24 protein-coding genes and 1 tRNA gene are annotated in these 23,032 nt (G+C 57.4%); 16 read left to right on the forward strand and 9 right to left on the reverse strand.

The genetic code is table 11. From position 1 onward, the window contains the following. Positions 1 to 2 precede the first annotated feature (2 nt). On the reverse strand, positions 3 to 902 hold the full coding sequence (locus tag MHY24_RS04610; protein WP_239191388.1) for a DUF3515 domain-containing protein: 900 nt from the start codon (positions 900 to 902) through the stop codon (positions 3 to 5). On the opposite strand from MHY24_RS04610, the gene MHY24_RS04615 reads away from it, so the two are divergent. The 8 genes from MHY24_RS04615 to MHY24_RS04650 are packed head-to-tail and all read left to right on the forward strand — an operon-like array spanning position 850 to position 8,071. Then, entirely contained in the window at positions 850 to 1,887 is a 1,038-nt protein-coding gene (locus tag MHY24_RS04615; RefSeq protein ID WP_239228522.1) for a thiamine-phosphate kinase, read from the forward strand. The two genes, MHY24_RS04610 and MHY24_RS04615, sit on opposite strands and share 53 nt — an antisense overlap. A gap of 2 nt (positions 1,888 to 1,889) precedes the next feature. Beyond that, positions 1,890 to 2,528, forward strand: coding sequence for a uracil-DNA glycosylase (locus MHY24_RS04620; protein WP_239228523.1), 639 nt, complete (start codon positions 1,890 to 1,892; stop codon positions 2,526 to 2,528). 10 nt (positions 2,529 to 2,538) lie between these two features. Further along, positions 2,539 to 3,882 carry a DAK2 domain-containing protein gene (locus tag MHY24_RS04625; RefSeq protein WP_239228524.1) on the forward strand — a complete coding sequence of 448 codons (1,344 nt, stop codon included), beginning with the start codon at positions 2,539 to 2,541 and terminating at the stop codon, positions 3,880 to 3,882. A 2-nt stretch (positions 3,883 to 3,884) separates the two neighbouring features. Further along, complete coding sequence (locus tag MHY24_RS04630) at positions 3,885 to 6,017, forward strand: ATP-dependent DNA helicase RecG (protein ID WP_239228525.1); 2,133 nt, start codon at positions 3,885 to 3,887, stop codon at positions 6,015 to 6,017. Between the two features lie 19 nt (positions 6,018 to 6,036). Then, complete coding sequence (locus MHY24_RS04635) at positions 6,037 to 6,249, forward strand: biotin/lipoyl-containing protein (RefSeq protein WP_005327804.1); 213 nt, start codon at positions 6,037 to 6,039, stop codon at positions 6,247 to 6,249. Further along, positions 6,250 to 6,831, forward strand: a complete 582-nt coding sequence (gene rsmD, locus MHY24_RS04640; protein WP_239228526.1) for a 16S rRNA (guanine(966)-N(2))-methyltransferase RsmD — start codon at positions 6,250 to 6,252, stop codon at positions 6,829 to 6,831. Positions 6,832 to 6,857: 26 nt separating this feature from the next. Next, positions 6,858 to 7,331: a pantetheine-phosphate adenylyltransferase gene (gene coaD / locus MHY24_RS04645; RefSeq protein WP_005323291.1), complete on the forward strand. Its 474-nt coding sequence runs from the start codon at positions 6,858 to 6,860 to the stop codon at positions 7,329 to 7,331. After that, positions 7,328 to 8,071, forward strand: a complete 744-nt coding sequence (locus MHY24_RS04650) for a sulfite exporter TauE/SafE family protein (RefSeq protein WP_005323290.1) — start codon at positions 7,328 to 7,330, stop codon at positions 8,069 to 8,071. Before coaD ends, MHY24_RS04650 begins: the two co-directional genes overlap by 4 nt. Before the next feature lie 84 nt (positions 8,072 to 8,155). Here the strand turns inward: MHY24_RS04650 and MHY24_RS04655 are convergent, their stop codons facing one another. Genes MHY24_RS04655 through MHY24_RS04670 form a run of 4 tightly spaced genes read right to left on the reverse strand, consistent with a single transcriptional unit; the run spans position 8,156 to position 11,589 of the window. Next, positions 8,156 to 8,920, reverse strand: coding sequence for an amino acid ABC transporter ATP-binding protein (locus tag MHY24_RS04655; RefSeq protein ID WP_005323289.1), 765 nt, complete (start codon positions 8,918 to 8,920; stop codon positions 8,156 to 8,158). Next, complete coding sequence (locus MHY24_RS04660) at positions 8,920 to 9,873, reverse strand: amino acid ABC transporter permease (RefSeq protein ID WP_225747022.1); 954 nt, start codon at positions 9,871 to 9,873, stop codon at positions 8,920 to 8,922. Before MHY24_RS04660 ends, MHY24_RS04655 begins: the two co-directional genes overlap by 1 nt. Next, positions 9,866 to 10,753, reverse strand: coding sequence for an ABC transporter substrate-binding protein (locus MHY24_RS04665; protein WP_239228527.1), 888 nt, complete (start codon positions 10,751 to 10,753; stop codon positions 9,866 to 9,868). Before MHY24_RS04665 ends, MHY24_RS04660 begins: the two co-directional genes overlap by 8 nt. Continuing rightward, positions 10,753 to 11,589 carry a DUF368 domain-containing protein gene (locus MHY24_RS04670; protein WP_239228529.1) on the reverse strand — a complete coding sequence of 279 codons (837 nt, stop codon included), beginning with the start codon at positions 11,587 to 11,589 and terminating at the stop codon, positions 10,753 to 10,755. The genes MHY24_RS04665 and MHY24_RS04670 overlap by 1 nt, the downstream gene beginning before the upstream one ends. 425 nt (positions 11,590 to 12,014) lie before the next feature. On the opposite strand from MHY24_RS04670, the gene MHY24_RS04675 reads away from it, so the two are divergent. After that, a complete protein-coding gene (locus MHY24_RS04675; protein ID WP_239228530.1) occupies positions 12,015 to 14,198 on the forward strand; it encodes a LamG-like jellyroll fold domain-containing protein in 2,184 nt (727 codons plus the stop codon). Between the two features lie 105 nt (positions 14,199 to 14,303). Here the strand turns inward: MHY24_RS04675 and MHY24_RS04680 are convergent, their stop codons facing one another. Beyond that, positions 14,304 to 14,486 carry a hypothetical protein gene (locus MHY24_RS04680; protein WP_239228532.1) on the reverse strand — a complete coding sequence of 61 codons (183 nt, stop codon included), beginning with the start codon at positions 14,484 to 14,486 and terminating at the stop codon, positions 14,304 to 14,306. A gap of 191 nt (positions 14,487 to 14,677) precedes the next feature. Between MHY24_RS04680 and MHY24_RS04685 the strand changes: the two genes are divergently transcribed. The 4 genes from MHY24_RS04685 to MHY24_RS04700 all read left to right on the forward strand — a co-directional run bounded on the left by MHY24_RS04685 (position 14,678) and on the right by MHY24_RS04700 (position 16,670). Then, on the forward strand, positions 14,678 to 15,193 hold the full coding sequence (locus MHY24_RS04685; protein WP_239228533.1) for a hypothetical protein: 516 nt from the start codon (positions 14,678 to 14,680) through the stop codon (positions 15,191 to 15,193). A gap of 314 nt (positions 15,194 to 15,507) precedes the next feature. After that, complete coding sequence (locus tag MHY24_RS04690) at positions 15,508 to 15,828, forward strand: hypothetical protein (RefSeq protein WP_239228534.1); 321 nt, start codon at positions 15,508 to 15,510, stop codon at positions 15,826 to 15,828. A 17-nt stretch (positions 15,829 to 15,845) separates the two neighbouring features. Beyond that, positions 15,846 to 16,139, forward strand: a complete 294-nt coding sequence (locus MHY24_RS04695) for a hypothetical protein (RefSeq protein WP_239228536.1) — start codon at positions 15,846 to 15,848, stop codon at positions 16,137 to 16,139. A gap of 135 nt (positions 16,140 to 16,274) precedes the next feature. Then, positions 16,275 to 16,670, forward strand: a complete 396-nt coding sequence (locus MHY24_RS04700; protein WP_367398052.1) for a tyrosine-type recombinase/integrase — start codon at positions 16,275 to 16,277, stop codon at positions 16,668 to 16,670. A gap of 694 nt (positions 16,671 to 17,364) precedes the next feature. Here the strand turns inward: MHY24_RS04700 and MHY24_RS04705 are convergent. Next, a tRNA-Leu gene (locus MHY24_RS04705) sits at positions 17,365 to 17,438 on the reverse strand. Positions 17,439 to 17,587: 149 nt separating this feature from the next. Between MHY24_RS04705 and polA the strand changes: the two genes are divergently transcribed. The 3 genes from polA to MHY24_RS04720 all read left to right on the forward strand — a co-directional run bounded on the left by polA (position 17,588) and on the right by MHY24_RS04720 (position 21,613). Continuing rightward, complete coding sequence (gene polA / locus MHY24_RS04710; RefSeq protein ID WP_239228538.1) at positions 17,588 to 20,236, forward strand: DNA polymerase I; 2,649 nt, start codon at positions 17,588 to 17,590, stop codon at positions 20,234 to 20,236. A 61-nt stretch (positions 20,237 to 20,297) separates the two neighbouring features. After that, on the forward strand, positions 20,298 to 21,179 hold the full coding sequence (locus MHY24_RS04715; RefSeq protein WP_239228539.1) for a crosslink repair DNA glycosylase YcaQ family protein: 882 nt from the start codon (positions 20,298 to 20,300) through the stop codon (positions 21,177 to 21,179). A 236-nt stretch (positions 21,180 to 21,415) separates the two neighbouring features. Then, positions 21,416 to 21,613, forward strand: a complete 198-nt coding sequence (locus MHY24_RS04720) for a hypothetical protein (RefSeq protein ID WP_239228540.1) — start codon at positions 21,416 to 21,418, stop codon at positions 21,611 to 21,613. On the opposite strand, the gene MHY24_RS04725 is transcribed toward MHY24_RS04720, so the two are convergent. Continuing rightward, positions 21,577 to 22,053, reverse strand: coding sequence for an RDD family protein (locus MHY24_RS04725; protein ID WP_239191368.1), 477 nt, complete (start codon positions 22,051 to 22,053; stop codon positions 21,577 to 21,579). The genes MHY24_RS04720 and MHY24_RS04725 overlap by 37 nt on opposite strands. Before the next feature lie 3 nt (positions 22,054 to 22,056). After that, positions 22,057 to 22,788: a class I SAM-dependent methyltransferase gene (locus MHY24_RS04730; protein WP_239191366.1), complete on the reverse strand. Its 732-nt coding sequence runs from the start codon at positions 22,786 to 22,788 to the stop codon at positions 22,057 to 22,059. Between the last annotated feature and the right edge of the window lie 244 nt (positions 22,789 to 23,032).

The raw sequence follows: 23,032 nt of genomic DNA on the forward strand, positions 1-23,032 counted from the left end.
GCCTACTTTTCGGTCGTGTGCTCTGCGAGCACATCGCCGATTTCCACCAGTGCCGCCTGCGCGGCATCTTGTGGGGCGTGTAGCGCAAGGTAGTCCTCGCGGCCGAGGGCAAACCACGTGCCTGCGGTCGTGCCATGGGCCAAGGTGGTGTCCTCGAACCATGGAATATCGTTAACCTGCTGGAGCTTGACTCCGGCCCGGTAGTTCTCCGGCTTGGCTACGCCGCATCGCGCAACGATGTCTTCGCGGCCATCGGCGCTCCACACATAGGTATTCTTTTCCTCAACCTCGCGGCGGCGGTAGCCCTCAGCTACTTCATCCGGAAGTGCCTTTTCTACTTCTGCGCACATCTGGTCATTGCCCGCCTTGAGAGCCTTAAGTGGCGCCTCGTGGGCGGTGGCAGGCTTTTCTTCGAGGGACGAGAGGGCGTCGTTAAGCTCGCCCGGCTCTGCATCAGTGGAGGCAGTGACCGCGACAATGGGGAAGCGCTGCGGCGCATACCAAGTGGTGAGGTTCGAGCCAGGGGTGGCATCGCGCACCTGGAACCACTGTTCGCCCTCTACGTCCTGGGTCTGGGAGTACTCGGTGTACTGGAAAGGCATATCTACGCCACAGCGCACGGTGACTTTATCGTCTGAGGTAGTGGCCCAGGCCGCGACGCCGGAAGGCACGGGCTCGGCAATATCGGCACGTGGCTTATCCATGACCTCATCTGGAAGGGCGTCGATAAAGCTGCGGCAGGCTTGCGAGTCTGCCTCCTTAGACTCCACGGGGGAGACCGCCACGGGTGCTTTGGCGACGTTATTGAATACGTATTTTGCGCCGAAGAGGACCGCCAGAACCATCACTATGGACAACCCAAGTGAAATGAAGATCGCGGTGCGGTTAAATTGGGATGTCATAAGGGCTCATAGTATCGAAAGGAAGCTGGTGAACTTAACTCAGACTCTCGCAGATGTGGGAGAACGCGCCGCTATCCGGGAAATTACCTCCGTGGCCTCCAGTGGGCTCAATGGAGACGATGCCGCGGTTCTGCCCAGTGCGCCGCCGAATTCCCGCACCGTAGCGGCCACCGATTTGATGGTGGAGGGGCGTCATTTCCTGCGGGAGTGGTCTACCCCGCGCGAGATTGGCAAGAAGGCCATCTTGCGCAATTTTGCCGATGTGGAAGCTATGGGTGCCCGACCGGTTGCCGCCCTCCTTGCAATCGCCGCGCCAGGCGATACCCCGGTGCCCTTCGTGCGCGGCATTGCCGAGGGAATCGCGGAGCATAGCTCTTTCTATAACGCCGAGTTGGTCGGCGGCGACCTTACGAAGTCCGATCTCTTGGTCATCAATATCACGGCCGTAGGCTTCCTCGGCGGCAGCCTTCCCGCCTTGACCTTGGACGGAGCGCGGGCAGGCCAGCAGGTGGTAGCGCACGGCAAGATCGGCCACTCGGCCGCCGGCTTGGCCTTGTTGGAGCGCCTTGGCCGGAACCTTCCTGCAGGGCATGAGCACCTGCAGCCGCTTATCGACGCCCACTGTGCCCCCTGGCTCAACCCCGGCCGCGGCGTCATTGCCCGTGCCGCGGGGGTCACCGCGATGACCGATAACTCAGACGGTCTGATTCAAGACTGCACGACGATGGCCGAGCACTCCTGCGTGCACATGGACTTGGATCCGCAGGCCTTGCAACCGGAAGAATTGCTGTGCCAAGCCGCGGATCTACTCGACTGCGACCCGTGGGAATGGGTACTCAGCGGCGGCGAAGACCACACCCTCATCGGCACGACGGCAAAGGAAGCCCCCTCCGGATTCCGAAAGATTGGCACCGTAACCCGCGGCTGCGGGGTTACGCTGGGAGGCACGACACCGAGCTATCAGAAAGGCTGGCTGAGCTTTTAACCATGCACCCCACCTACCACCCCTCTTGGGAGCCGGTGCTGGCACCGGTAGTTGAAAAGCAATGGCCACAGATTTCTCACGCTCTTGAGGGGCAGGACTATTTGCCCCCGGCGGAGGACGTCTGCCGTGCGTTGCAGATACCGCTGGATGATGTCCGCGTGCTCATCGTCGGCCAAGACCCTTATCCCACCCCAGGACACGCCATGGGCATGGCCTTCTCCACTCGCCCAGGTGTGAAACCGCCGCGTTCCTTGGTCAATATTTACCGCGAACTACACGATGATCTGGGTATCAACGGCCGGGAGGATGGTGACCTGAGCGCCTGGGCGGACCAGGGAGTGCTGCTGCTTAACAGAGTACTTACCGTAGCCCCAGGCCAAGCCGGTTCGCACCGCCGCATCGGCTGGGAAGAGATCACCGAGGCTGCCATTCGCGCGCTCAACCGCAGCCCCATGGTCGCGATTCTCTGGGGCCGGGATGCACAAGCGTGTGAGCGCTTTCTTCCCGACGTCCCCTGTATCAAGTCACCACACCCCTCACCGCTTTCGGCCAGCCGCGGTTTCTTTGGCTCGAAGCCCTTTTCCCGGGTAAACGCCCTTTTGCGGGACCAAGGCGCACAGGAAATAGACTGGCGCTTGTAAACTATTGCGCATGTCCTACCCCAGCACGCTGGATTCCCACGGAATGCGCAATTGGGCCACCCGCGCCGTGGGGGAATTAGCCCATCGCCGCGATGAGATCAACGCGCTCAATGTCTTTCCCGTACCAGATTCCGATACGGGCTCGAATATGGCGCACACTATGGAGGCAGCGGTTGCGGAGCTGGACAATGGCGGCGATGTCGCTGACTCCCTCGCGCTCGGGGCGGTGCGTGGTGCCCGTGGAAACTCGGGAATGGTGCTGTCGCAGGTCCTGCGCGGCGTGGCCGAGTCAACTGTGGACTCAGTTATCGACGGCGACGTCTTTGTCCGTTCCCTCAAGCAGGCCGTGGAGCTGGTGGACCGAGCTATCGCCGAGCCGGTGGAAGGCACAGTTATTACGGTTTTGAAGGCAGCATCCGAGTCCGCCGAAGACGCTGCAGCGCAATCAGGCGCAACCTTGCACAGTATTGTCAGCGCCGCAATCGCTGCCGCGGAAACGGCCCTCGAGCGCACTCCTTCGCAATTGCCAGCCCTGCGCGAGGCAGGAGTGGTGGATGCCGGCGGCGCTGGTCTCGTTATCCTCTTAGAGTCTCTCCTTGCTGAGATCGAAGGCTCGACTGGGCACACAGGCCTGCCCGAGGCGGAGCCCACCACTGAACTCGAAGTAGTCTTCTTTTTTGAGGGAGATATAGACGCGCTGCAGACAGCAATTGCCCCAATGGGTGACAGCCTTGTCATCGCTCGGGCCACCGAGGACAACGCTAATGTACATATCCACTCCCGGCAGGCCGGCAAAGTCGTTGAAACCGCCTTTGGTACAGGAAAGGTAACCAACCTGCACCTGGAGGTGTTGCCTCCTCACGCCGAAGCTGCCTCCGGAGAGCCGATTGCTCGTAGAGTGTTTGCCGCCGCACCAGCCGGGCCCATCAGCGATCTTCTGGCATCTGCGGGGGTTAGCGTTGTGTCTCCGGATGATCCCATTGCGGCGGAACACGAGGACATCGTTCTTGCTACCGGCGTGAGTTCGCAGACCGCTGCTGGGCGAGTAGTGCCCGCGGAATCGCTAGCTGCGGCTCTGGCGGCGATTTCCGTCTATGAACCGGATAACCCAGATACCGGTGCCGTCGTTGCTGCCATGCGTGATGCTGCCAAGTCCATGCGAGTGGCTTACCCGAGCCAGGAAACCCCGCAGTCAATCATTGCCACTTGCCACGATCTCTTAGCAGAAGGCGGTGAGCAGGTTACAGTCTTAAGCGCCCTTGACCTAGACCAGGAGGACCTAGCTCAACAACTTCGCGTGGACGTTATGGCACTGAAAGTACCGGATATCGCAACCGAAATCGGAGTGGAATAGCAATGCTCGGCTGGCAGGACAACCGCCCTTTGACAGAGGTGCTTGCGGCGAAGGACGCCGCGAAGATTACCAAAGCGCTGGGGTATGAGACCTGCGGTGAGCTCTTAGCTCACTATCCGCGAGACTATATCCGCCACAACAAGGACGTCGGCCTAGGAGACGCTGCGGAGGGCGATATCGTCACGGTTACCGGAACCATTACCGGATTCACCCGCCATGACTCGGGCAAGACCACCATCATCAATGTGCAGCTCGATGGCAGCATCGTTGCGACTTTCTTCAATGCCAATTACGTGATGCGGATGTTGCACCGCGGACAGCGCGTGATGATGAGCGGCAAGCTTAAGTTCTTTCGCAACCAGCCGCAGTTGCAGCAGCCGGACTTTGTAGAGATTGATGCTTTCGGCCGCCCAGATGGCGAACTGGATGATTACCGCCAGCCGGCAGCCGAATCCGGCAAGAAGCACCGCCCAAAGGCCACCGGCTCGCTGCGGAACCTGTCGCAGTTTGGCAGGCTCGACCAGCTCCTCTTGGAACGCGAATGGATACCGGTGTACCCGGCCACGTCCAAGGCGACCTCGTGGTACATCATGGGCGCCATCCACTACGTCCTATCTAAGACCCCGCCGATTGCGGAACCGCTGGATTATCAGATGATTATCAGCCTCAATAGAGCGGTGCGGGAAATCCATGAGCCGGGGGAGGCGGGCCCGTACCGTGCGATTCAGCGGCTGAAGTACAACGAGGCTTTGTCCATTGGCCTGGTGATGGCTTTGCGCCAGCGAGATGCCGAAGCCCGCACCGCTCCTACCATGCCGGCTACCTTAGGCGGCTATCGCGAAGAACTGCTTAGCCATCTGCCCTTTGATCTGACTGAAGGGCAGCGGCGCGTCATCAGCGAGATTGAAGACGATCTGGCTCGTCCGCTGCCCATGATGCGCTTGCTGCAAGGTGAGGTTGGCTCTGGCAAAACCATGGTGGCTACCTGCGGTATGCTGCAGGCTGTCGACGCAGGAACGCAGGCCGCACTGCTGGCGCCGACGGAAGTACTCGCCTCCCAACATGCTGCCTCCATCGGGACCTCGGTTCCCGAAGGGGTCAAGGTGGTACTCCTGACCGGCTCCATGCGTACGGCGGACAAGCGGCAGGCATTATTGGATATTGTCTCCGGTGACGCGGACATCGTCATTGGAACCCATGCAATTATCCAAGACACCGTGGAGTTCTTTAACCTGGGATTGGTCGTCGTAGATGAGCAACACCGGTTCGGTGTAGAGCAGCGCGATAGCCTGCGGTTAAAGGCTCGTGAAGGCCTTAGCCCCCACGTGCTGGTGATGACAGCAACACCGATTCCGCGCACCATTGCGATGACCGTCTTTGGCGACCTCGCCGTATCAACGCTGACCGAGCTGCCCGGTGGTCGCAAACCTATTCAGTCAGCGGTGGTGGCCGAGTGGCGGCCGACTTGGGTGCTGCGCGCACTCGAGCGGATACGCGAGGAGGTTGCCCACGGCCATCAGGCCTATATCGTCTGCCCGCGCATTGAAGGCAAAGGCGGAGTTCTAGAGCTTGCACAGCAGTTAGAAAACGGTCCCTTCAAGGGACTGCGGGTCGCCATCTTGCATGGGAAGATGCCCAATAAAGACGAGGTAATGACGTCATTTGCCAGGGGAGAGATCGATATCCTGGTCTCTACCACGGTCATTGAGGTGGGCGTGGATGTTCCCAATGCCACGGTGATGCTCATTCGCGAGTCCGAGCATTTCGGCGTTTCCCAGTTGCACCAGTTGCGTGGGCGTGTGGGACGAGGTGGCAATGCCTCCGTCTGCCTTTTGCACACGACGGCAGCCGATAACACTCCGTCCTTCCGTCGTATCACTCAGATCGCCCAAACGTCCTCGGGTTTTGAACTGGCCGAGCTTGATTTGCGCCAGCGGCAAGAGGGCGACATCTTGGGCACCATGCAGTCCGGAACGCACCGCACACTGCGGCTACTGAACTTGGCGGATGACCAAGACATTGTGGAGCGTACCCACACGGATGCGCGCGCCATGGTGTTGCGCAATCCCGAGTTGGCTGAGGAACTCACGCGCAATTTGAGCGAAAGCGAACAGGAATACTTGGAGAAGAACTAAGACGGGTTAACCTAGAAGCATGAAAATTTACGCCCCCTTCGCGGGCATCGTCCGCTGCCATGTGAATGTGGGAGACACTGTTGATACCGGAGTACCGCTTGCGACTGTCGAAGCCACGAAGCTTGAGGCTCCCGTAGAAAGCCCGGGACCAGGAAAGGTCCACCGTATTGTGGTCTCTGACTTTAGTGATGTGGTGGGCGGAGACCTTTTGATGGAGATTGGAGAAGCATAAATGACGCGCATTATTGCCGGCGAAGCCCGTGGTCGCACCATTAAAGTGCCTGCAGAAGGAACCCGGCCTACCGCAGACCGCGCCCGCGAAGGGCTGTTTTCGTCCCTCACTGCACGGTGGGGCTTTGCTGGATTTTCGGTGCTCGATCTTTTTGCTGGCTCTGGTGCCCTAGGCCTAGAGGCAGCGAGCCGTGGGGCAGAGGAAGCAGTACTGGTGGAATCTTCGGCCGATGCGGTCAAAGTCATTCGGCACAACATGGGCGTCGTCAAGCATCCCGGCGTGCGCGTGCAAGAGATGAAGGTAGGCACCTACCTGGCTAGTGCCCCGCGCAAGCACTTCGATCTGGTGCTGGCAGACCCGCCGTACGCATTCGACGAGGTGGATGCACTCATTGCTGCCATCGAACCGGTGCTTACCGACCGCGCGATGGTAGTAATTGAGCGCCACGTTGATTCCGCGAATACGGTGTGGCCTGCTGGTTTTGAGCCCACCGGCCAGAAGCTGAAGAAGCGCACCTTTGGCATCGCCCGCATGGATATGGCGGTCTATACCCGCCCCGGCAGCGAGGACGCCGAAGACTAATCCCCTGAAAAGAAAGCGAAAGTAGCATGACTAAGGCCGTCTGCCCTGGATCCTTCGACCCCGTAACCTTAGGTCACGTCGATATCATCAATCGCGCTAACCAGATGTTTGATGAGGTCACCGTGTTGGTAACCGGTAACCCTGACAAGCCCTCTGGGCTTTTTAGCGTGGAGGAGCGCATGGAACTTATCCGCCAGAGCGTGGATTCTTCCATCAAGGTGGATTATTGCTCCGGGCTGTTGGTGGATTACACCACGGAGCATGGGGCAGACGTCCTAGTGAAGGGGCTGCGTAGCTCTCTGGATTATGAATATGAGCTGCCCATGGCGCAGATGAACCGACGCCTTTCGGGAATCGATACTGTCTTTCTGCTCACGGACGAGAAGTACGGCTATATCAGTTCCTCGCTGTGTAAGCAGGTAGCAAAGTTTGGCGGCGACGTAACGGGTATGTTCCCCGAATCCGTAGGCCGTGCGGTAAAGGAGAAATACCGTCAGTGAGCCTCGCCCTGGTTATTTTCCTCGTCGTTGTCGTTGGTTCGACGCTGCAACGGGTCTCCGGAATGGGGCTTGGTCTCATCGGCGGACCCATCCTCATGTTGATCATGGGGCCGGTCGAAGGCATCTTGGTGATCAACGTTCTGGCCTGCATAAATGCGATTCTGACAACGTATTCTGTGCGCGAGAATGTGAGCTGGAAGAAGTTCGGTCTGATAGCACCAGTCATGGTGATTGGTTCCTTGGCCGCGGCGCTGCTCATTAGGCGCATGGACACGGCAGGGCTCATGATCGTGGTAGGCGCTGCGCTTCTGGCCGCATTGGCCGTAGTGACATTTGGAAGGAAGTTTGTCCCGCCGATGGAGGGCAAAGGCCCTGCCATCTCCGCCGGTATTCTCGGCGGCTTTACCAACACCTTGGCCGGCGTGGCCGGCCCGGTTATTACCGTCTACGCCCAAGCGGCAAAGTGGCCCCAACATGTCTACGCCGCCACGCTGCAGCCCATTTTTGTTGTAGGCGGATTCTTTTCCGTGATGACCAAGACGCTCACAGGTGCGGCCCACTTTGATGGCTTGCCTTGGGTGATGTGGCCCGCCGGAGTCTTAGGTATGTTCGTCGGCATTTGGGCCGGCACCCGGATTGCCCAGCGTGTTCCGCGAGAAAAGGCCCGCGTGCTCTCACTAAGCGTTGCCGGGTTGGGCGCGGCCAGCGCACTGATTCGGGGTATTTTGACGCTTTCGTAGACGAGTCAGCCACGGCAAAGCCCGCCGGTCCTCTTCGCGGAAGAGGGCGGCGGGCTGAAGGCACTCAGCGGAGTGCTGCGGGAATTAGAGTAGCGACGCCAAAAAGTCCTTGGTGCGTGGCTGTTGCGGGTTATCCAGCACCTCAGCTGGGCTGCCGGACTCGATAACTACGCCGCCATCCATGAAGAAGACCTTATCGGCTACCTCGCGCGCAAAACCCATCTCGTGGGTGACTACGAGCATGGTCATGCCTTCGGCTGCGAGGTCCTTCATAACGCGCAGCACTTCGCCGACGAGCTCGGGGTCGAGGGCGGACGTAGGTTCGTCGAAAAGCATGAGCTTAGGATCCATGGCCACCGCACGAGCGATGGCAACGCGCTGTTGCTGGCCGCCAGAGAGCTGTACCGGGTAGTTATTGGCCTTGGACGCCAAGCCAACGTCCTCCAACAGCTCCATAGCGCGGGCGCGGGCTGTTTCTTCCGGAATCTTTTTCACCTGCACCGGTGCCTCGATGATATTTTCAATCACCGTGCGGTGGGGGAAAAGGTTGAAAGATTGAAAGACCATGCCGATATCGGAGCGCTGCTCTGCGGCTTCCTTCTCGCTGATCTCATAAAGGGTGCCGTTCTTTTCGCGGTAGCCAATCAGCTCGCCGTCGACATAGAGTCGGCCCGCCGTCGCCTTATCAAGGTGGTTGACGCAGCGCAGGAAGGTGGACTTGCCGGAGCCCGAGGGGCCTAGTAGGCAGGCCACTTCGCCGGGCTGGACCTCAAGATCGATGCCTTTGAGGACCTCGAGCTGCCCGAAGGACTTATGGACGTTCTGGGCGGAAATCATGGGAGTAGCCATTAGTTTTTAGCCTCCGAAATCACGGATACGTTGCGGGGGATGGTTCCTTCAGCGTCTGCCAGCGCAGCAAGTTGGCGGCCGGTGAGTTCGCGGGTGGCACCGCGCTCAAAGCGGCGCTCCAGGAAGTACTGACCCACCATCAGCAGGGAAGTAACCACGAGGTACCAGGACGCTGCGACCAGTAGCAGCGGGATGGGCTGGAAGAGGGCGGCGGAAATATCCGTGGAACGGCCGAAGATTTCCTCGGTATAAGGAATGGCCACCACGAGGGAAGAGGTCTTGAGCAAGGAAATGAACTCATTGCCTGTGGGCGGAATGATAATGCGCATGGCCTGCGGAAGGACGGTGCGACGCATGGTCATCCACCAGGACATGCCGAGTGCCTTGGAAGCTTCCTTCTGCCCCTCGGGAACAGAGGTGATACCGGAGCGCACAATCTCGGCCATATAGGCGGCTTCATTGAGGCCCAGGCCCATCACCGCAAGGAAGAAGGCGTTGGTGAGGATCGTCTGCAAGGATACCTCGGTAAAGCCCAGGTTGATGGATTGGTAGATAGCGGACAGCAGGCCCCAAAACACCAGCTGCACATAGATAGGCGTGCCGCGGAAGACCCAGAGGAATACCCAGGAAACGCTGCGCAGCACTGGATTGGGGGACATGCGCATAACCGCGAGTATGGCACCACCGACAACGCCGATGATCATGGACAAAATGGTGATGGCGATGGTGTGGAGGGAGGCAAGTGCAATGCGCTTATCAAAGAGATACTGGAAGTAGGTGTCCCAGCCAAAAGCCTCGTTGCGGGCGGAGGCGATGATGAACCACACGCCGAGCACGATAAGCAGGCCGGCGAACACCCAGCGCCACGGGTGGCGTAGAGGTCGCGCCTCGATCTTGGCGGGCTTTTCCTTAGGCTCTGCCGTAGCTGGCGTCGCCGTATTTTCATTAACCATTGATCGGCCTTTCATTAATCATTGCCTGGTCTATTAAGCCATCCTCGATGCCCCAGCGGGACAAGATTTCTGCATACTCACCGGTTTCGATGAGGTGCTGCAGTGCCGCAGCCGAGGCCTTGCCCAGATCGGAATCCTTGGGAACGGCAAAACCGTAGGGCGATGCTTGGAACATATCGCCTACCTGCTGCATCTTTCCTTCGGAGCGATTGACAGCCCACGCCGTTACTGGGGAGTCTGCGGACAGGGCATCTGCGCGTCCCATGAGGACCGCCAACGCGGCGTTGTCACCGGTGTCATAAGACAAGACAGTGAGATCGCCGTTGCACGCATCCTTCTTGGGGCGCACATCGTCGGTTTCAGATACCGTGGTGCGCTGTACCGCAACCGTCAAGCCGCAAGGATTATCCGGGTCAACCTTCTTAGGTCCATCTACTCGCTCGGCCCACTGGATGCCGGCGTAGAGGTGATCTACAAAGTCGAATTCATTGCGACGCTCGGGGTTATCCGTGAAACCGGATGCACCCATATCAATCTGGCCCGATTGTACGGCGGGCAAGATCATGGAGAAGTCCTGTTCCATGGGCTGGAAGTCGAGTCCCAAGACTCCGGCAACGGCGCGAGCAAGATCGAGTTCAACGCCCTGGAGCGCCCCGTGGGAATCCTTGAGCTGAAATGGGGCATAGGGTGGGTTGGTGCCGGCGGTGAGGACGCCATCGTTGTCGTCATACATGGCGGCAATTTCCGGCACCATTGCGGAATGGGGTTCCTCCCAGCCCTCCGGAGTGGAATCTTCCTCGTTGGTGACGCAGGCACCCAGGCTCAGCGTGGGGACGAGGACCGCGGCGATAATCGCGCGGCGAGAAAACGAGCGCGGCATTACTTTTGCGCCGTCCTTTCATCTATAGCGCGGGCTTTCTTCGTATCTACGACGATGAACGCGGAGACGATGAGTGCACCGAGGATGAACATGCCGATGATGATGCCGCTAGAGGCATCTTGGTCAGCTCCCCACGGCCACAGTGCGCGCAGAGAACCGAGCATGAAACCGGCCATGGCCATCAGCGTAGCGGCGCGGTGGTGATCCAGAAGAAAGTTCAACACCTTGATAAACGCCGCAAGGCCACACAGGGCACCTAAGGCAAAGACGGCGATAGTGCCCAGGTCACGATCAGAAACGGCGCCAATGATGGGCTGGTAGAGGCCCATGGTCAGCAGGATGAGCGAGCCGGAAATGCCTGGCAGGATGAGTGCACATACCGCGATGGCGGCGGCGAAGAAGACCACAATAAGGCTGGGGTTCTCGTGCGGTTCGGAGGTGAAGCCGGTGATAAAGAAGATGGCAATCGTGGCAACGACGAACGCGATGATGGAGGAGGGGCGTAGCCGTTCCTGCTTAGAAAGCATGGATAGCGGTACAAAAATGGACACAGCAACCATGCCCAAAAAGAGCGCTCCGGAAGCCGATACGTGATTTTCCACGAAGTTAGAAAGCACGGTGGACATTCCGAAGACGGCGATAAACATGCCGATAGCTACGGAGAGAAGGAAGCTCCATTCGACCTTTTTGAAGCGGCCGGAGATGAGATCGTTAGCGTTGTGGACTGCGCGTTCATAAATGCCCACGATGAGCGCCACGGTGCCACCGGAGATACCCGGTACGAGCTCGGCCATGCCGATGAGGGCACCGCGGATTGCGTTCAAAATGTACTGCATAAAATAAAAATCTACCTGGGACGGGGCTGGTGCGGAGGGCGACTGGCCTAGTAAGGCGGCAGAAAGGTGCCGAAGTGGGAGGCTAGGCGAACCGCTGTGAAGCGTAATGCATATCTTTCATTAAAGGATGGTTAGCTACCTACCGCGGTAGGGGAGGGTCTTCTCCCTAACCGTAGAGGTAAAACCGCATTCATGAATATTCTGTCAGTTTAATGCACCCCAATGCAACTATGCAGTTTGGGGCAGGTTATACGGGATCTCACACGAGAAGATGTCTCTTCCAGAGGCAACCATAAGTTTCCCATTATTCAGTCTCCTGTTTACGCGGGCTTCAACTAGCTGAAAGCTTCACGTCCTAGAATCCCTTGCGTATTCCCGCCATCTTCCCTGAGCAAGCATTCCTTTCCAGTATTAAAGGACTCTCTATGAAAAATCGTTTCGTCCTGCCCGCGCTAACTGCAACCGCGGTGGTGGGAAACCTCGTTGTTGTACCGGCCGTAAGTGCTGCGGAGTTTGGGGCCGAGGGGGCGTCGCCAAGCGAGGGCTCTCGTTTCAGCATCGGCGTCTTACCGGATACCCAGTTCTATTCGCGCTATTCCACCCCGGAGACGGGCAACTTGGCCCAAGCTCGCTACGGAAGCGAGCCCTACTTGGCCCAAACCCAATGGTTGGTGGAGCACCAAGACGAGCTGAATATGGACTTTGTTACCCACCTGGGCGATGTCGTCGATCAGTGGAACGTGGAGGGCGAATGGCAGGTAGCCGATAAGGCCATGCAGGTCCTTGATGATTCTGACCTGAACTACTCCATCTTGCCCGGCAATCACGACATGGACGTGGAGGGGGCGTCGGCTCACCCGTATGACAAGTGGTTTAGCGCCGATCGCGCCAAGGCCGCAAACCCGGAGACCTTCCAAGAACGCTACACTGCGGTCAATAATGACTCCGAGGCTCACATCTTTGAAGCCGAAGGGCAGAAGTATCTCAACTTGGCGCTGGGCTGGCGCGCCGATGAAAAGGCCATTGAGTGGGCGCAAAGCATCATTGATCAGCACCCAGACCTTCCGGTCATTGTGACCACCCATGAGGTCCTCAATATCGATGGCGAGGGTAGCGTCTTCTACTCGGATGATTACGGCAAAGATTTGTGGGATACGTTCATCAAGCGCAACGACCAGATCTTCCTGGTGATGGGCGGCCACCACCACGGTGCGGGCTACCGCGTGGATAAGAACGATGCCGGCCACGATGTCGTTTCCATCTTGCAGGACTATCAGATGGCCTATCAGGGCGGAAATGGTCTGCTGGGCGTGCTCGAGTTCGACCTTTCCGGCAAGCAGCTGGAGATGACCGCGCTCTCGCCGTGGGTGGCGCAGAAGCCGCACGAGGAGCTGACGCAATTCGATAAGCTCACCCTGGATGATCAGGGCGATAGCTACGCCATTCCGTTCGACTTTGAGCAGCGCTTTTCCTCCTTTTCCCCGGATTTCACCGTGGGCGAGGGCCACCAGCCGGACCTAGCGCAGCGTGCGCGCGACATCGCCGCGGAAGGCTATAGGCCCTACACCATCGCGGAGGATGAGCTGCCCAAGGGCGCGGATGACTTTGCCAAGAATGATCGCACGGTATTCCACTGGCGCCCGGGCCAGGCCCAAGACAAGGACGGGCATGCGCTTGCCGACGGCGCCCCTGCCGGCCGCGGCACTACCATCCCCGACGTTTCCAGCGATTCCGGCAGCGACCTGCACCGCTCTGGCGCCATGCTAGGTGATCGGGTGACCTATAGCTCCGATCACCACCCGCTGTCTTCTGATGCCGGCTCCCTCTTCTGGTCCGACCCTGCCGGCAAGGTAGGCAACGCCGAGTTCCGCACCGACAAGGGCGCCGCGGCCAATAGCGTCGATACCACCAAGGGCTACACCTTCGAATCCTTCGTCAAGATTCCTAAAGACTTCAATGGTGCCCAGCATGGTTGGGGAAGCGCGCTCAGCCGCGACTCTGCCATCAACAAGCTGGTGGACGGCTCCGAAGACACGGACCCTACCGTCATGTTTGGTATCTCCAATCTCCGCGAGCTGCGCTGGTGGGCGGAGCCGAAGCAGGGAAGCGGTTCTACCGTATGGTCCCACGAGGTGCCTAAGGACGAGTGGATGCACATCGCCGTGGTCAATGATCCGGAGCGCGATAGCGTGGAGATGTTCATCAACGGCGCGCCTATCTTGCGCAATGCCGTAGGCGCCGAAGGCCTCCTCCCGCGGGACCTGCAGTGGGTCATGGGTGGCGGCTTTGACAACCAGCGCCCGCAGGATCCGTGGTACGGCTGGATCGGCGAGACCCGCCTGACCCAGGGTGTTCTGGGCAAGGACGAATGGCTAACCGCCCGTGCACACGATGACGGCAAACCGGTCGATACTACGCAGCCGGCCGCAGGCAGCTCCGCATCGAGCAACGGCGCGAGCTCGAAGCCCGCCATTTTGGGAGCAATCCTCGGCATCGCAAGCGTGGCAGGACTCATCGGTCTAGCGCTACCGCAGCTGAAGGCTTCCATCCCGCAGATCAACGCAGCGCTGCGCAAGTACCATCTACCTACGTTGCCTGAGCTTTACTAGGTTGTGTGAGAGGGCCAATTTTTGGCGGTGGGATTGCGCAAGCAATCGTTCCAAATGTGCTTAGGTTTCTCGCGCCATGTGGGCGAGCTTAAGCACATTTAGTTTTTATAGCTCTTCCTGCTTTGTATAGAAATGTACCTTCCACCAAAACCATGCTGCTGCTCCACCCAGCAGAATTGATATCCCAACCTGTGAAGGTTGTTGAAGAACTAATGCACCCAGAAGCGTGATGATTGCCAATGCGGTGAATACCGCCGCTTTCGTGCGTTCAATTCGTAACCTTTTCATAAAACACCTCATTGTGACAGACACATCGCATCTACAAGACCCAAGATAAAAGAATATTGTCTTGATGTCAACAATAGTTTACACTCTGTATTGGTAATGTAACTTTGTGGTAACTGTCTTAGGGGAGAAGTAAATAGCTAGGTTTGGGGTGAACCTAGAGGCACTGTCTTTTGGGAGTAGAGGCTTGAGGAATGTCTGATCAACGAAGTGATGGAAGTAGCCTGGGGGCAAATGGGCGCCGTGAAAAGGTGTTCTTAGCAACTATTGCTCTTGTTCTTGCGCTTTCTGCCCTGAATGTGGTCCTGTGTATTGTCTCGTTTGATGAATATGCCGACGCGTTTGTCTCGATTCACCGAGATTCGTTTAACGGAATTGAAGATGTACAGGTCGAGCGTTGGATACTGCGAGGGCTCCTACTGATCCGTTCAGTGGTAGCGCTGTCGTGGATAGTGTCCTTTGTATATTTGAGGAAAATGCTGAAGAAGTCAGACGGGAATAGTTCGCTGATTATGGGGGTGTACTCAGTTCTTTCAGCCATAGGATTCGGATATCTGGTCCTTAGGGCGGAATTGCCTAGCTTGGCGGTTGTGCGGTCTGTGCAAGCGGTAGCCTGCCTTGCTCTGGCGGGCTATTTGGGCATCGAAAGATTGAAAGCACCCGAGCGTTTCCAAGTATCCGATCAAACTGAAATCGAGGAGAAGGGCTGAAGCATTAAAAGGACCTCGAACCTAATCAGTAAGAAAGGTCCGAGGTTTTCTCTTTGTGCCCCTGGTGAGACTCGAACTCACACCAACTAACGTAATGTAAGGGTCTGACCAGGGAGTAATTTATGTTGCCACGTTCTGCGACAACGATTTGACAACGCCAATACCCAAAAATCTCACAAAACCAATACTGATAAAAACATCCAAGGTTAGAAAGGAACCCCATTGCGGCAAAAAGTAGCAAAGGACCTGACCCCTGTTAGATAGACACCTGATATCCAGCCCGGTTGGGTTGGGGAGAAAGGTAATCTACCACCATGCCTAGGTATTCCGAACGCGCGGAACGTATTTCCTCGCAAACGTTTCCAAACAAAGTAACGAACGATAACATTCAGGACGCTGATAGGCATTGTGTGTGGCAGGTGCTGACAACGATCCGGGCTAACGCAGATTTTGCACGAAAAATTGGCGATGCCCACAAAACAGACCATCCTGGTTCTCCTGAAGCTGGGCACATGGATCAAACAGACAATGCCATTGGTCGAGACATTGGATTGCGACACGAAGGAGATGAAGCGGGCGCCATCAATGAATGTCATGCGCAGGCTAAAAACGGTGGTCTGATCAAGATAAACTGATTGGTAAGGAATTTGTTGTGAAAGAAAGAACGATCATTCCGGGAATACTTTTTGGAATTGTCTTGGGCGTCGCAACCCTTTACGGCGGAGTGGTCCTGTCCACATGGCTTTCAATACCTTTCGTCTTCTATGGGCTACCTCTACCTTCATTGGTGGTGTTGGGAGTATTAGCCATGTCTGTCTACATGTTGAAAAAGGGTCGGCTTAGCGACCGATCATGGCGTGCTTTTGCCTTCACATTCGCTGCGGCTTTCGCCGTATCAGCGTTCTTATGGGTGAGTACTATTTCTGGCTATGGAAACTTCGCATAGCCTATAGATGCGGGTACTGGCGACCACAGGGCTGCGTTTCGGTGAGCTGGCCGGACTCACCCCCGAGGACGTCAGTTTTAATACTCGCAGGCTGGTTGTCCGGCGTTCTGCTACTACCGTGGGTGGAAAATCGTCGTGGGGCCACCAAAAACACGCAAAATCCGTACAGTCGCATTTTCTGATGTAGTGGCTGACGATCTTCGAGCACGGGCTGCGGCTGTGGGACCAGGGGAGTATCTTTTCCACAGCCCTGGAGACCCGTCTACTCCCATGCGCTTTCCGAGCTTGGGGTCTTGGTTTACGGAGGCTGTGGCACGTCTACAGGCCGAAGACCCTAGTTTTCCACACATCACCCCACATGGACTCCGGCACACCGCGGCGTCGCTGCTGATCAGTGCTGGGGCCACCGTTTTGGTGGTGAGCAGGCAGCTGGGGCACGAGGACGCCGCCATGGCACTAAACACGTATGCCGACCTTTTTGACGATGATTTAGGGTCTGTGTCTGCGAAAATGGCGGATCTATGGGCCTGATTCCGTGACAACAATTGACAACATCTAGTGATCGTAATGATCGCAATGACGGGTTAAGGGTCAAAATGTGTGTCTGGATCGGTGTGTCTCCGGGGTTAGATTTTCCAGCTTCCAGGACGGCTGACTGGGGGTAGAAGGTGTCAGCGAAGTCCTAATCGTTGGGCTAATCAGTACGGCCGACGCTGCGCTAGGAAACGCCGGCCAAGCGGCAACTACTACGACACCGTCCCAAGGTGCGCGACACTAGAGCCAATTCATTGAGCTAGTGCTGTTCAGCTTGTCAGCGCAGCGCAGCAGGCGATGAGCTGGGAAAACACTGCTGCGCTGGTGACATCGGGGGACTCTTGTTGGCGGAGAATCACCTGGTCTATAGCGCCATCGGTCGAAGCCTCAGCTGTTCGATTCGTTGCATTTGGTATCTCCACCCCAATGAGAGTGTGGTTGATTCTTTGGCATTGAACCACCACACCGCCGTCAACTACCACAGGTTGGCAACCACACCGTGGATTTGGCGTGCCAAGGCCAGATATATGCTCTCAAAGCGTATATTCTGCGAGAATATACAGGTCAGACCCTAGAAATCCCCGATCCCAGACACACTTTCTGCCCCTTAGCCCGCAATGACTGCAGTTTCGTAACACGAAAAAACAACCCTCTACCAGGAAACTCCCGGTCAGAGGGTTGTGACGAAAAGTGCCCCTGGTGAGACTCGAACTCACACTGGACGGGTTTTGAATCCGTTGCCTCTGCCAATTGGGCTACAGGGGCGCACTCTCCAAAGGCGGACTGCCTTTGACTGTGAAAATAGTAGCGCAGGCACTAGGCGAATTCCTAATTGGGTAGTGTCAGCGGGGGAATGCCCACGTCATCCACATAATCTGCACCGGGGTGTTCGGATGTCGGTGTGCTTCTCTAGGATGGGGCAGGTGACTACTAATCAGCCTCGACTTCTGCTCATTGACGGCCACTCTATGGCCTTTCGTGCCTTCTATGCCCTGCCGGTGGATAATTTCTCCACCTCGGGAGGTCAGCACACTAATGCCGTGTATGGCTTCTTATCGATGCTCTCTAATATCGTGGCGGAAGAGACCCCCGACGCCATTGCGGTGGCATTCGACGTGGGGCGCAAGACCTTCCGCACTGAGATGTTCCCGGACTATAAAGCCCAGCGCGAGGCCGCGCCGGAGGAATTCAAGGGTCAGGTAGACCTTATTCGCGAGGTGCTCGAGGTACTGGGAATTACCACCCTGTCCCGGGAGAATTTCGAGGCCGATGACATTCTGGCTACTCTCGCAACCGAGGCACAGGACTATGAGACTCTCATCGTTACCGGCGACCGTGACTACCTGCAGTTGGTTAATGAGTCCACGACGGTGCTCTATCCCATGAAGGGCGTATCCACGCTCCACCGCTTTACCCCTTCCGCGGTAGAAGAGAAGTACGGTCTCACCCCCGCGCAGTACCCAGACTTCGCCGCGTTGCGTGGCGATCCTTCCGATAATTTGCCGGGCATTCCAAAGGTAGGTGAGAAGACCGCCACCAAGTGGATAGTCAAGTATGGGGACTTGGCATCCTTGGTAGAGCACGCGGAGGAAATTAAGGGCGTGGTAGGCAATAACTTCCGCGAGCGCATTGAACAAGTGCAGATGAACCGCAAGCTCACCCAGATGATTACGGATATGGACCTAGAGGTCGGCCCCGAGGACTTGGCCTTTAAAGAAGCCAGGGTCGCCGATGTAGCCGCCAAGTTCGATGACCTCGAGTTTGGTACCAACCTGCGCGATCGCGTACTGGCTGCCATTCCCAATGATGGCGCTGAGGCAGCAGAGCAGGCAGAGCAAGTCCAAGAGCTAGAGACGGTCATCGATGACGAGCCATTGTCCCAGTGGTTGCCCGGCCGCGAGCATGTTGCGGTGTATGTCCAAGGCGAGGGAAACCCGGGACAAGGCGACGCTTCTGCGATCGCTTTCGTGGACCAGGAACGCCACGGCCTGCAAGTGGAGCTGGGCGATCTTTCTGCTGAGGACGATAAGGCCCTAGCCCAGTGGTTGGCATCTGATGCGCCGAAGTATTTCCACGAGGCAAAGGCGGCCTTTCATATGCTTGCCGGTCGTGGGATAGAGCTGGCCGGCATTGCCCATGACACGGCCCTTGCTGCCTACTTGCTTCGCCCAGGTCAGCGCACTTATGCGCTTGCCGACGTCTACCAGCGCCACCTCCAAAAGACTCTCGGCGCCGCCACGGAGCAGCTGTCTCTCCTGGATGATTCCTCCCTGGTTGACCAGGCCGCGGCAATTTTGGAGCTGGCAGAACGGCTCACCGCGGAGCTACAGGAGATTGACTCTTTCGAGCTCTATACCGACCTCGAGTTGCCGCTGGTAACCATCCTGGCGCGCATGGAGGCTACCGGTATTGCCGTTGACGTTGACATTCTCGAAACACAAAAGGATGCCTTTGTAGAGCAGGTTGCCGAACAAGAGCGCGCCGCCCGCGAGCTTGCCGGCGATGACAAACTCAACCTCAACTCGCCGAAGCAGCTGCAAACCGTGCTCTTTGAGACCTTCGAGCTGCCCAAGACTAAGAAGACGAAGACGGGCTATTCCACCGCGGCCAAGGAGATTGAACAGCTCGCGGCTAAGAACCCTCACCCTTTCCTCGATCACCTCTTGGCACACCGCGAGTACCAGAAGATGAAGACCACCTTGGAAGGTCTCATCAAAACCGTGCAGCCTGACGGCCGCATTCACACCACGTTTAACCAAACCGTGGCCTCTACCGGCCGCTTGTCGTCCACCGAACCCAACCTGCAAAACATCCCCGTGCGCACCGAAGCAGGCCGCCAGATCCGTTCTGCCTTCATCGTGGGCGATGGCTTCGATGAACTCATGACTGCGGACTACTCGCAGATTGAGATGCGTGTCATGGCGCACCTCTCCGCCGATCCAGGCCTCATCGAGGCCTACAAGGAAGGCGAAGACCTGCACAACTATGTTGGCTCTCGAGTCTTTGACGTTCCCGTTGACCAGGTGACACCCGAGCTGCGCCGCCGAGTCAAGGCCATGTCTTATGGGTTGGTCTACGGGCTGTCTGCCTTTGGTCTATCCCAGCAATTGGGCATTCCGGCAGGGGAAGCAAAGTCCATTATGGAAAGCTACTTCGAGCGCTTTGGCGGCGTGAAGAAGTACCTCGATGAAGTCGTGGTCCAAGCCCGCAAGGATGGTTACACGGCAACGCTCTTCGGCCGTCGCCGCTACTTGCCAGAGCTAAACTCCGATAACCGCCTAGCACGCGAGAACGCGGAGCGCGCTGCGCTTAATGCACCGATTCAGGGCACTGCCGCTGACATTATTAAGGTGGCGATGATTCGCGTAGACCGCGCACTGCAAGGGATGAAGTCTCGCGTGCTGCTTCAGGTACACGATGAATTGGTGGTCGAAGTCGCCCCCGGTGAGGCGGACGAAGTTCGAGAGATTCTCGAGCGCGAGATGGACTCAGCGATCGAGCTGAACGTGCCGCTAGAGGTCTCCGCCGGAGCCGGCAAGGATTGGGATGCCGCAGCCCACTAGCTCGGTTACATTCTCCCGCCGGGAAAAGGCACGCTTGAGGCTCGCCTCGCAAGGCCTAACCATGAGGCGGTGGGAGAGTGCTGAGGAGACAGCCCGCGCCTTCGGCGTCATGCAAGGCCAAGACTTGCATTCGGTGCGCCGGTCACTGGCCTTGCGGGCGAAAGACCATTCAGATGCTGGAAACATTGTGCGTGGGTATCCCATGCGCAATACGCTTTTCGCGGCTTCTATCAAGGACATAGGCTGGATAACCGAACTCTGCGCGAAGGGGCGCAAGGGTGATACCGAGCTGCGAGCAGGGGTAACCAAGCTCATTGAGAATCCGCTTTCGCGCGCCGAGCTCAAGGAGCGGGCTGCAACAGCGTTGCCCGACGTACCCTTTTGGCATGTTGTGCGTGTAGCAATGGAAAGCGGTCACGCCGTCTATTCAGGAGCCGATCAGCTCATCACACCGGTGGATCTGCCGGGGCTAGAGGAGACCTTCAACGGCGATAAAGTCGCGGCGACCGCGGAGCTGATGACTCGGTACTTCCGAACGCACGGTCCCGCAACATTGCACGACTTTGCCTGGTGGGCAAAGCTCCCACAAAGACTGATACGGCCCGCAGCCGAAAACCTCGCGCCGGACATCATGCGCTGCGGCGAAGTTTCCCAGGACCTTGTGTCGGCTGAGATAGTGGAAATGGCCGAAGCGCGAAAGAAGCAATCGGTATTGCTGCTGGGAGCATTTGACGAGTACATCTTGGGTTATCAAGACCGTCTTTTTGCGATGACGAAGGAAGTCCACGAGGTACTTGTTCCTGGAAACCGCGGGGTATTTCGCCGCGCCATCGTGGTGGAAGGACAGGTCCGTGGAACGTGGAATAAGCAAACCATCGAGGACTTGGGCATGCCCGGCTATGCAATGCGGAAAGTTCAAAAGTTGTGGCGGGATGCGCACTAAGTTTTTTTAGGTAGCCTTTTCTGTGCGGAAAAAGTTATGAGTGTAAGTCGAAAAGCTAAGAAGGGAATTGCCGAGCCGTGGCGTTAGAAGAGAAGACGAATAGGTGGACCCTCCGCGTCTTTGAAAGCCTTTGGGCCATTCAAGTAACCTTTCCTGCCACCGATATTGCTGACTTCGGGCTCGAACGGTATCTTGCAGAATATAGGGTGAGTGTAATCGGGTACGGAATTTTGGCGGTGTCGTATGTTGTGGCCGCCATGACCATCGCCCGCGTCGCACCCAACCCGAAGGTCAGGAGGCTAACGGCCGCCGCGGTGATGGTGGTAGCTACGGCACTAGCATTCCTCTTCCCATCTTCCTGGATGTTCGCTGTCCTGGTAGTCCTTGCGCTCCTGTATTACTTGGTGCCGCGAAAAGAAGGCGTGTCCGTCTGAGATCGGCGCTCGACTAGGCAATTGGCCAGCATGTCAAACGGTGTTTGACCGAAGGCGAGGACACTCACGCTTAGGACGCCGAGTAACAACGGCACAATAAACGGCACTCCCGTCAGTGTGAGCATAGAAAGTAACAGCCAGGAATTGCGCAAGCAGGCCGCGCGCACACCGGGGTGGGGAGCGATGATCTCCAGCTTGAGCGACCATTTTCCTAGCGAAGTGGCCTTAGTGGCCTCGGCCCATACGCGGTAGGCATAAAAAACTAGGGCGAGGGCCACAGCGTTGTAAATCTCGAGGGCTTGGCCGGTTAAGGGGGCGTCGGCAAGTGCATTGATTGCCCATCGCGCCACAACGATCACGGCTGCTGCCAGGAAGGCGTCGATCCACCATGCGAGGCCGCGACGCAAGAGAAGGCCAATTCGATCCAGAATCATGCCCATAGGTTAGCGGCAATTCCGGCAGACGAAAATAATCGTGCCGGGGAAGATTTCGCCGCGCTCCGGCGACCATTGGCCCCACGTAGTGGTGAGATCCCTAGGCCATTCGGGCTCGATGATGTCCTCGATTAGGAACGGGCCTTCGCCCTGTAAAGCCTGAAACCAATCCGCGATAGTGCGATGAAATTCCGCATAGGTCAGGTTGCCATCGCGGTCTTGCTCCAGATAAGCGCGATCGAAATAGCTGATATCGGCCGTCAGATCGGTGGGATCATCAGGGAATATCCAGCGCATGGGGTGGTTGGCCGAGAGGACGAACCTACCGCCAGGTTTGAGGACACGGGAGACTTCACTTAGGGCTAAATCAAGGTTGGCAAGAAAAGGGAAGGCGCCGAACGCCGAGAAGGCTGCGTCGAAAGAGCCCGTCGCGTAGGGCAGTGAGAGTGCATCGGCCTGGGTTAAGGGGAGCCCGGGTCCAGCGTGGTTGAGCATGCCGCGGGAGATATCGAAGCCGGTGGCGAAGTGCGCGCGTGTCTGGAGCCATTCGGTACACGGGGCGGAGCCGCAGCCAATTTCGAGTACGGAGGAAGCCGAGACGTCGCCTAGCAAGTGTGCTTGGTCTTCGTGGAGCATTTCTGGGCACCAGTAAAAGGAAGAAAGGTAGTCGGGGTGCTCGGCGTGGTAATTGGCGGCGTCGCTATCCCAGTAGGCCTGGTTTGCGTGCGAGGGGGAAGTCACGGTGGGAGAAATTCCTTTGCGAAATAGTTGGTCCGTGTATTTGCCCTTTTAGCTGGACAGATGTAGTGTTGGACGGGCGTGTCTATGCCACGGGTTGTTCTAAGTCCCTGTAGGAAGGCTTTAAGCAATCACGAGGCGGGATCGAATATTCCTCTTTTTAGCTGCATTTGCGCAGCTTAGCAAGCTTTTTTCGAGAGACGCGCAGTTGTCCAATTTCGATTTCCTACATTTATTCGGAGCATTT

It is taken from the genome of Corynebacterium sp. ACRPQ (assembly GCF_022347225.1).
GTDB lineage: Bacteria > Actinomycetota > Actinomycetes > Mycobacteriales > Mycobacteriaceae > Corynebacterium > Corynebacterium tuberculostearicum_D.

Excerpts from the sequence above, each read along its gene's own strand:
- MHY24_RS04615 (WP_239228522.1), top strand. The coding sequence starts at position 850 with ATGGACAACCCAAGTGAAATGAAGATCGCGGTGCGGTTAAATTGGGAT.
- MHY24_RS04610 (WP_239191388.1), bottom strand. The coding sequence starts at position 902 with ATGACATCCCAATTTAACCGCACCGCGATCTTCATTTCACTTGGGTTG.
- MHY24_RS04620 (WP_239228523.1), top strand. The coding sequence starts at position 1,890 with ATGCACCCCACCTACCACCCCTCTTGGGAGCCGGTGCTGGCACCGGTA.
- MHY24_RS04625 (WP_239228524.1), top strand. The coding sequence starts at position 2,539 with ATGTCCTACCCCAGCACGCTGGATTCCCACGGAATGCGCAATTGGGCC.
- MHY24_RS04630 (WP_239228525.1), top strand. The coding sequence starts at position 3,885 with ATGCTCGGCTGGCAGGACAACCGCCCTTTGACAGAGGTGCTTGCGGCG.
- MHY24_RS04635 (WP_005327804.1), top strand. The coding sequence starts at position 6,037 with ATGAAAATTTACGCCCCCTTCGCGGGCATCGTCCGCTGCCATGTGAAT.
- rsmD (WP_239228526.1), top strand. The coding sequence starts at position 6,250 with ATGACGCGCATTATTGCCGGCGAAGCCCGTGGTCGCACCATTAAAGTG.
- coaD (WP_005323291.1), top strand. The coding sequence starts at position 6,858 with ATGACTAAGGCCGTCTGCCCTGGATCCTTCGACCCCGTAACCTTAGGT.
- MHY24_RS04655 (WP_005323289.1), bottom strand. The coding sequence starts at position 8,920 with ATGGCTACTCCCATGATTTCCGCCCAGAACGTCCATAAGTCCTTCGGG.
- MHY24_RS04660 (WP_225747022.1), bottom strand. The coding sequence starts at position 9,873 with ATGGTTAATGAAAATACGGCGACGCCAGCTACGGCAGAGCCTAAGGAA.
- MHY24_RS04665 (WP_239228527.1), bottom strand. The coding sequence starts at position 10,753 with ATGCCGCGCTCGTTTTCTCGCCGCGCGATTATCGCCGCGGTCCTCGTC.
- MHY24_RS04670 (WP_239228529.1), bottom strand. The coding sequence starts at position 11,589 with ATGCAGTACATTTTGAACGCAATCCGCGGTGCCCTCATCGGCATGGCC.
- MHY24_RS04675 (WP_239228530.1), top strand. The coding sequence starts at position 12,015 with ATGAAAAATCGTTTCGTCCTGCCCGCGCTAACTGCAACCGCGGTGGTG.
- MHY24_RS04680 (WP_239228532.1), bottom strand. The coding sequence starts at position 14,486 with ATGAAAAGGTTACGAATTGAACGCACGAAAGCGGCGGTATTCACCGCA.
- MHY24_RS04685 (WP_239228533.1), top strand. The coding sequence starts at position 14,678 with ATGTCTGATCAACGAAGTGATGGAAGTAGCCTGGGGGCAAATGGGCGC.
- MHY24_RS04690 (WP_239228534.1), top strand. The coding sequence starts at position 15,508 with ATGCCTAGGTATTCCGAACGCGCGGAACGTATTTCCTCGCAAACGTTT.
- polA (WP_239228538.1), top strand. The coding sequence starts at position 17,588 with ATGGGGCAGGTGACTACTAATCAGCCTCGACTTCTGCTCATTGACGGC.
- MHY24_RS04715 (WP_239228539.1), top strand. The coding sequence starts at position 20,298 with ATGAGGCGGTGGGAGAGTGCTGAGGAGACAGCCCGCGCCTTCGGCGTC.
- MHY24_RS04725 (WP_239191368.1), bottom strand. The coding sequence starts at position 22,053 with ATGGGCATGATTCTGGATCGAATTGGCCTTCTCTTGCGTCGCGGCCTC.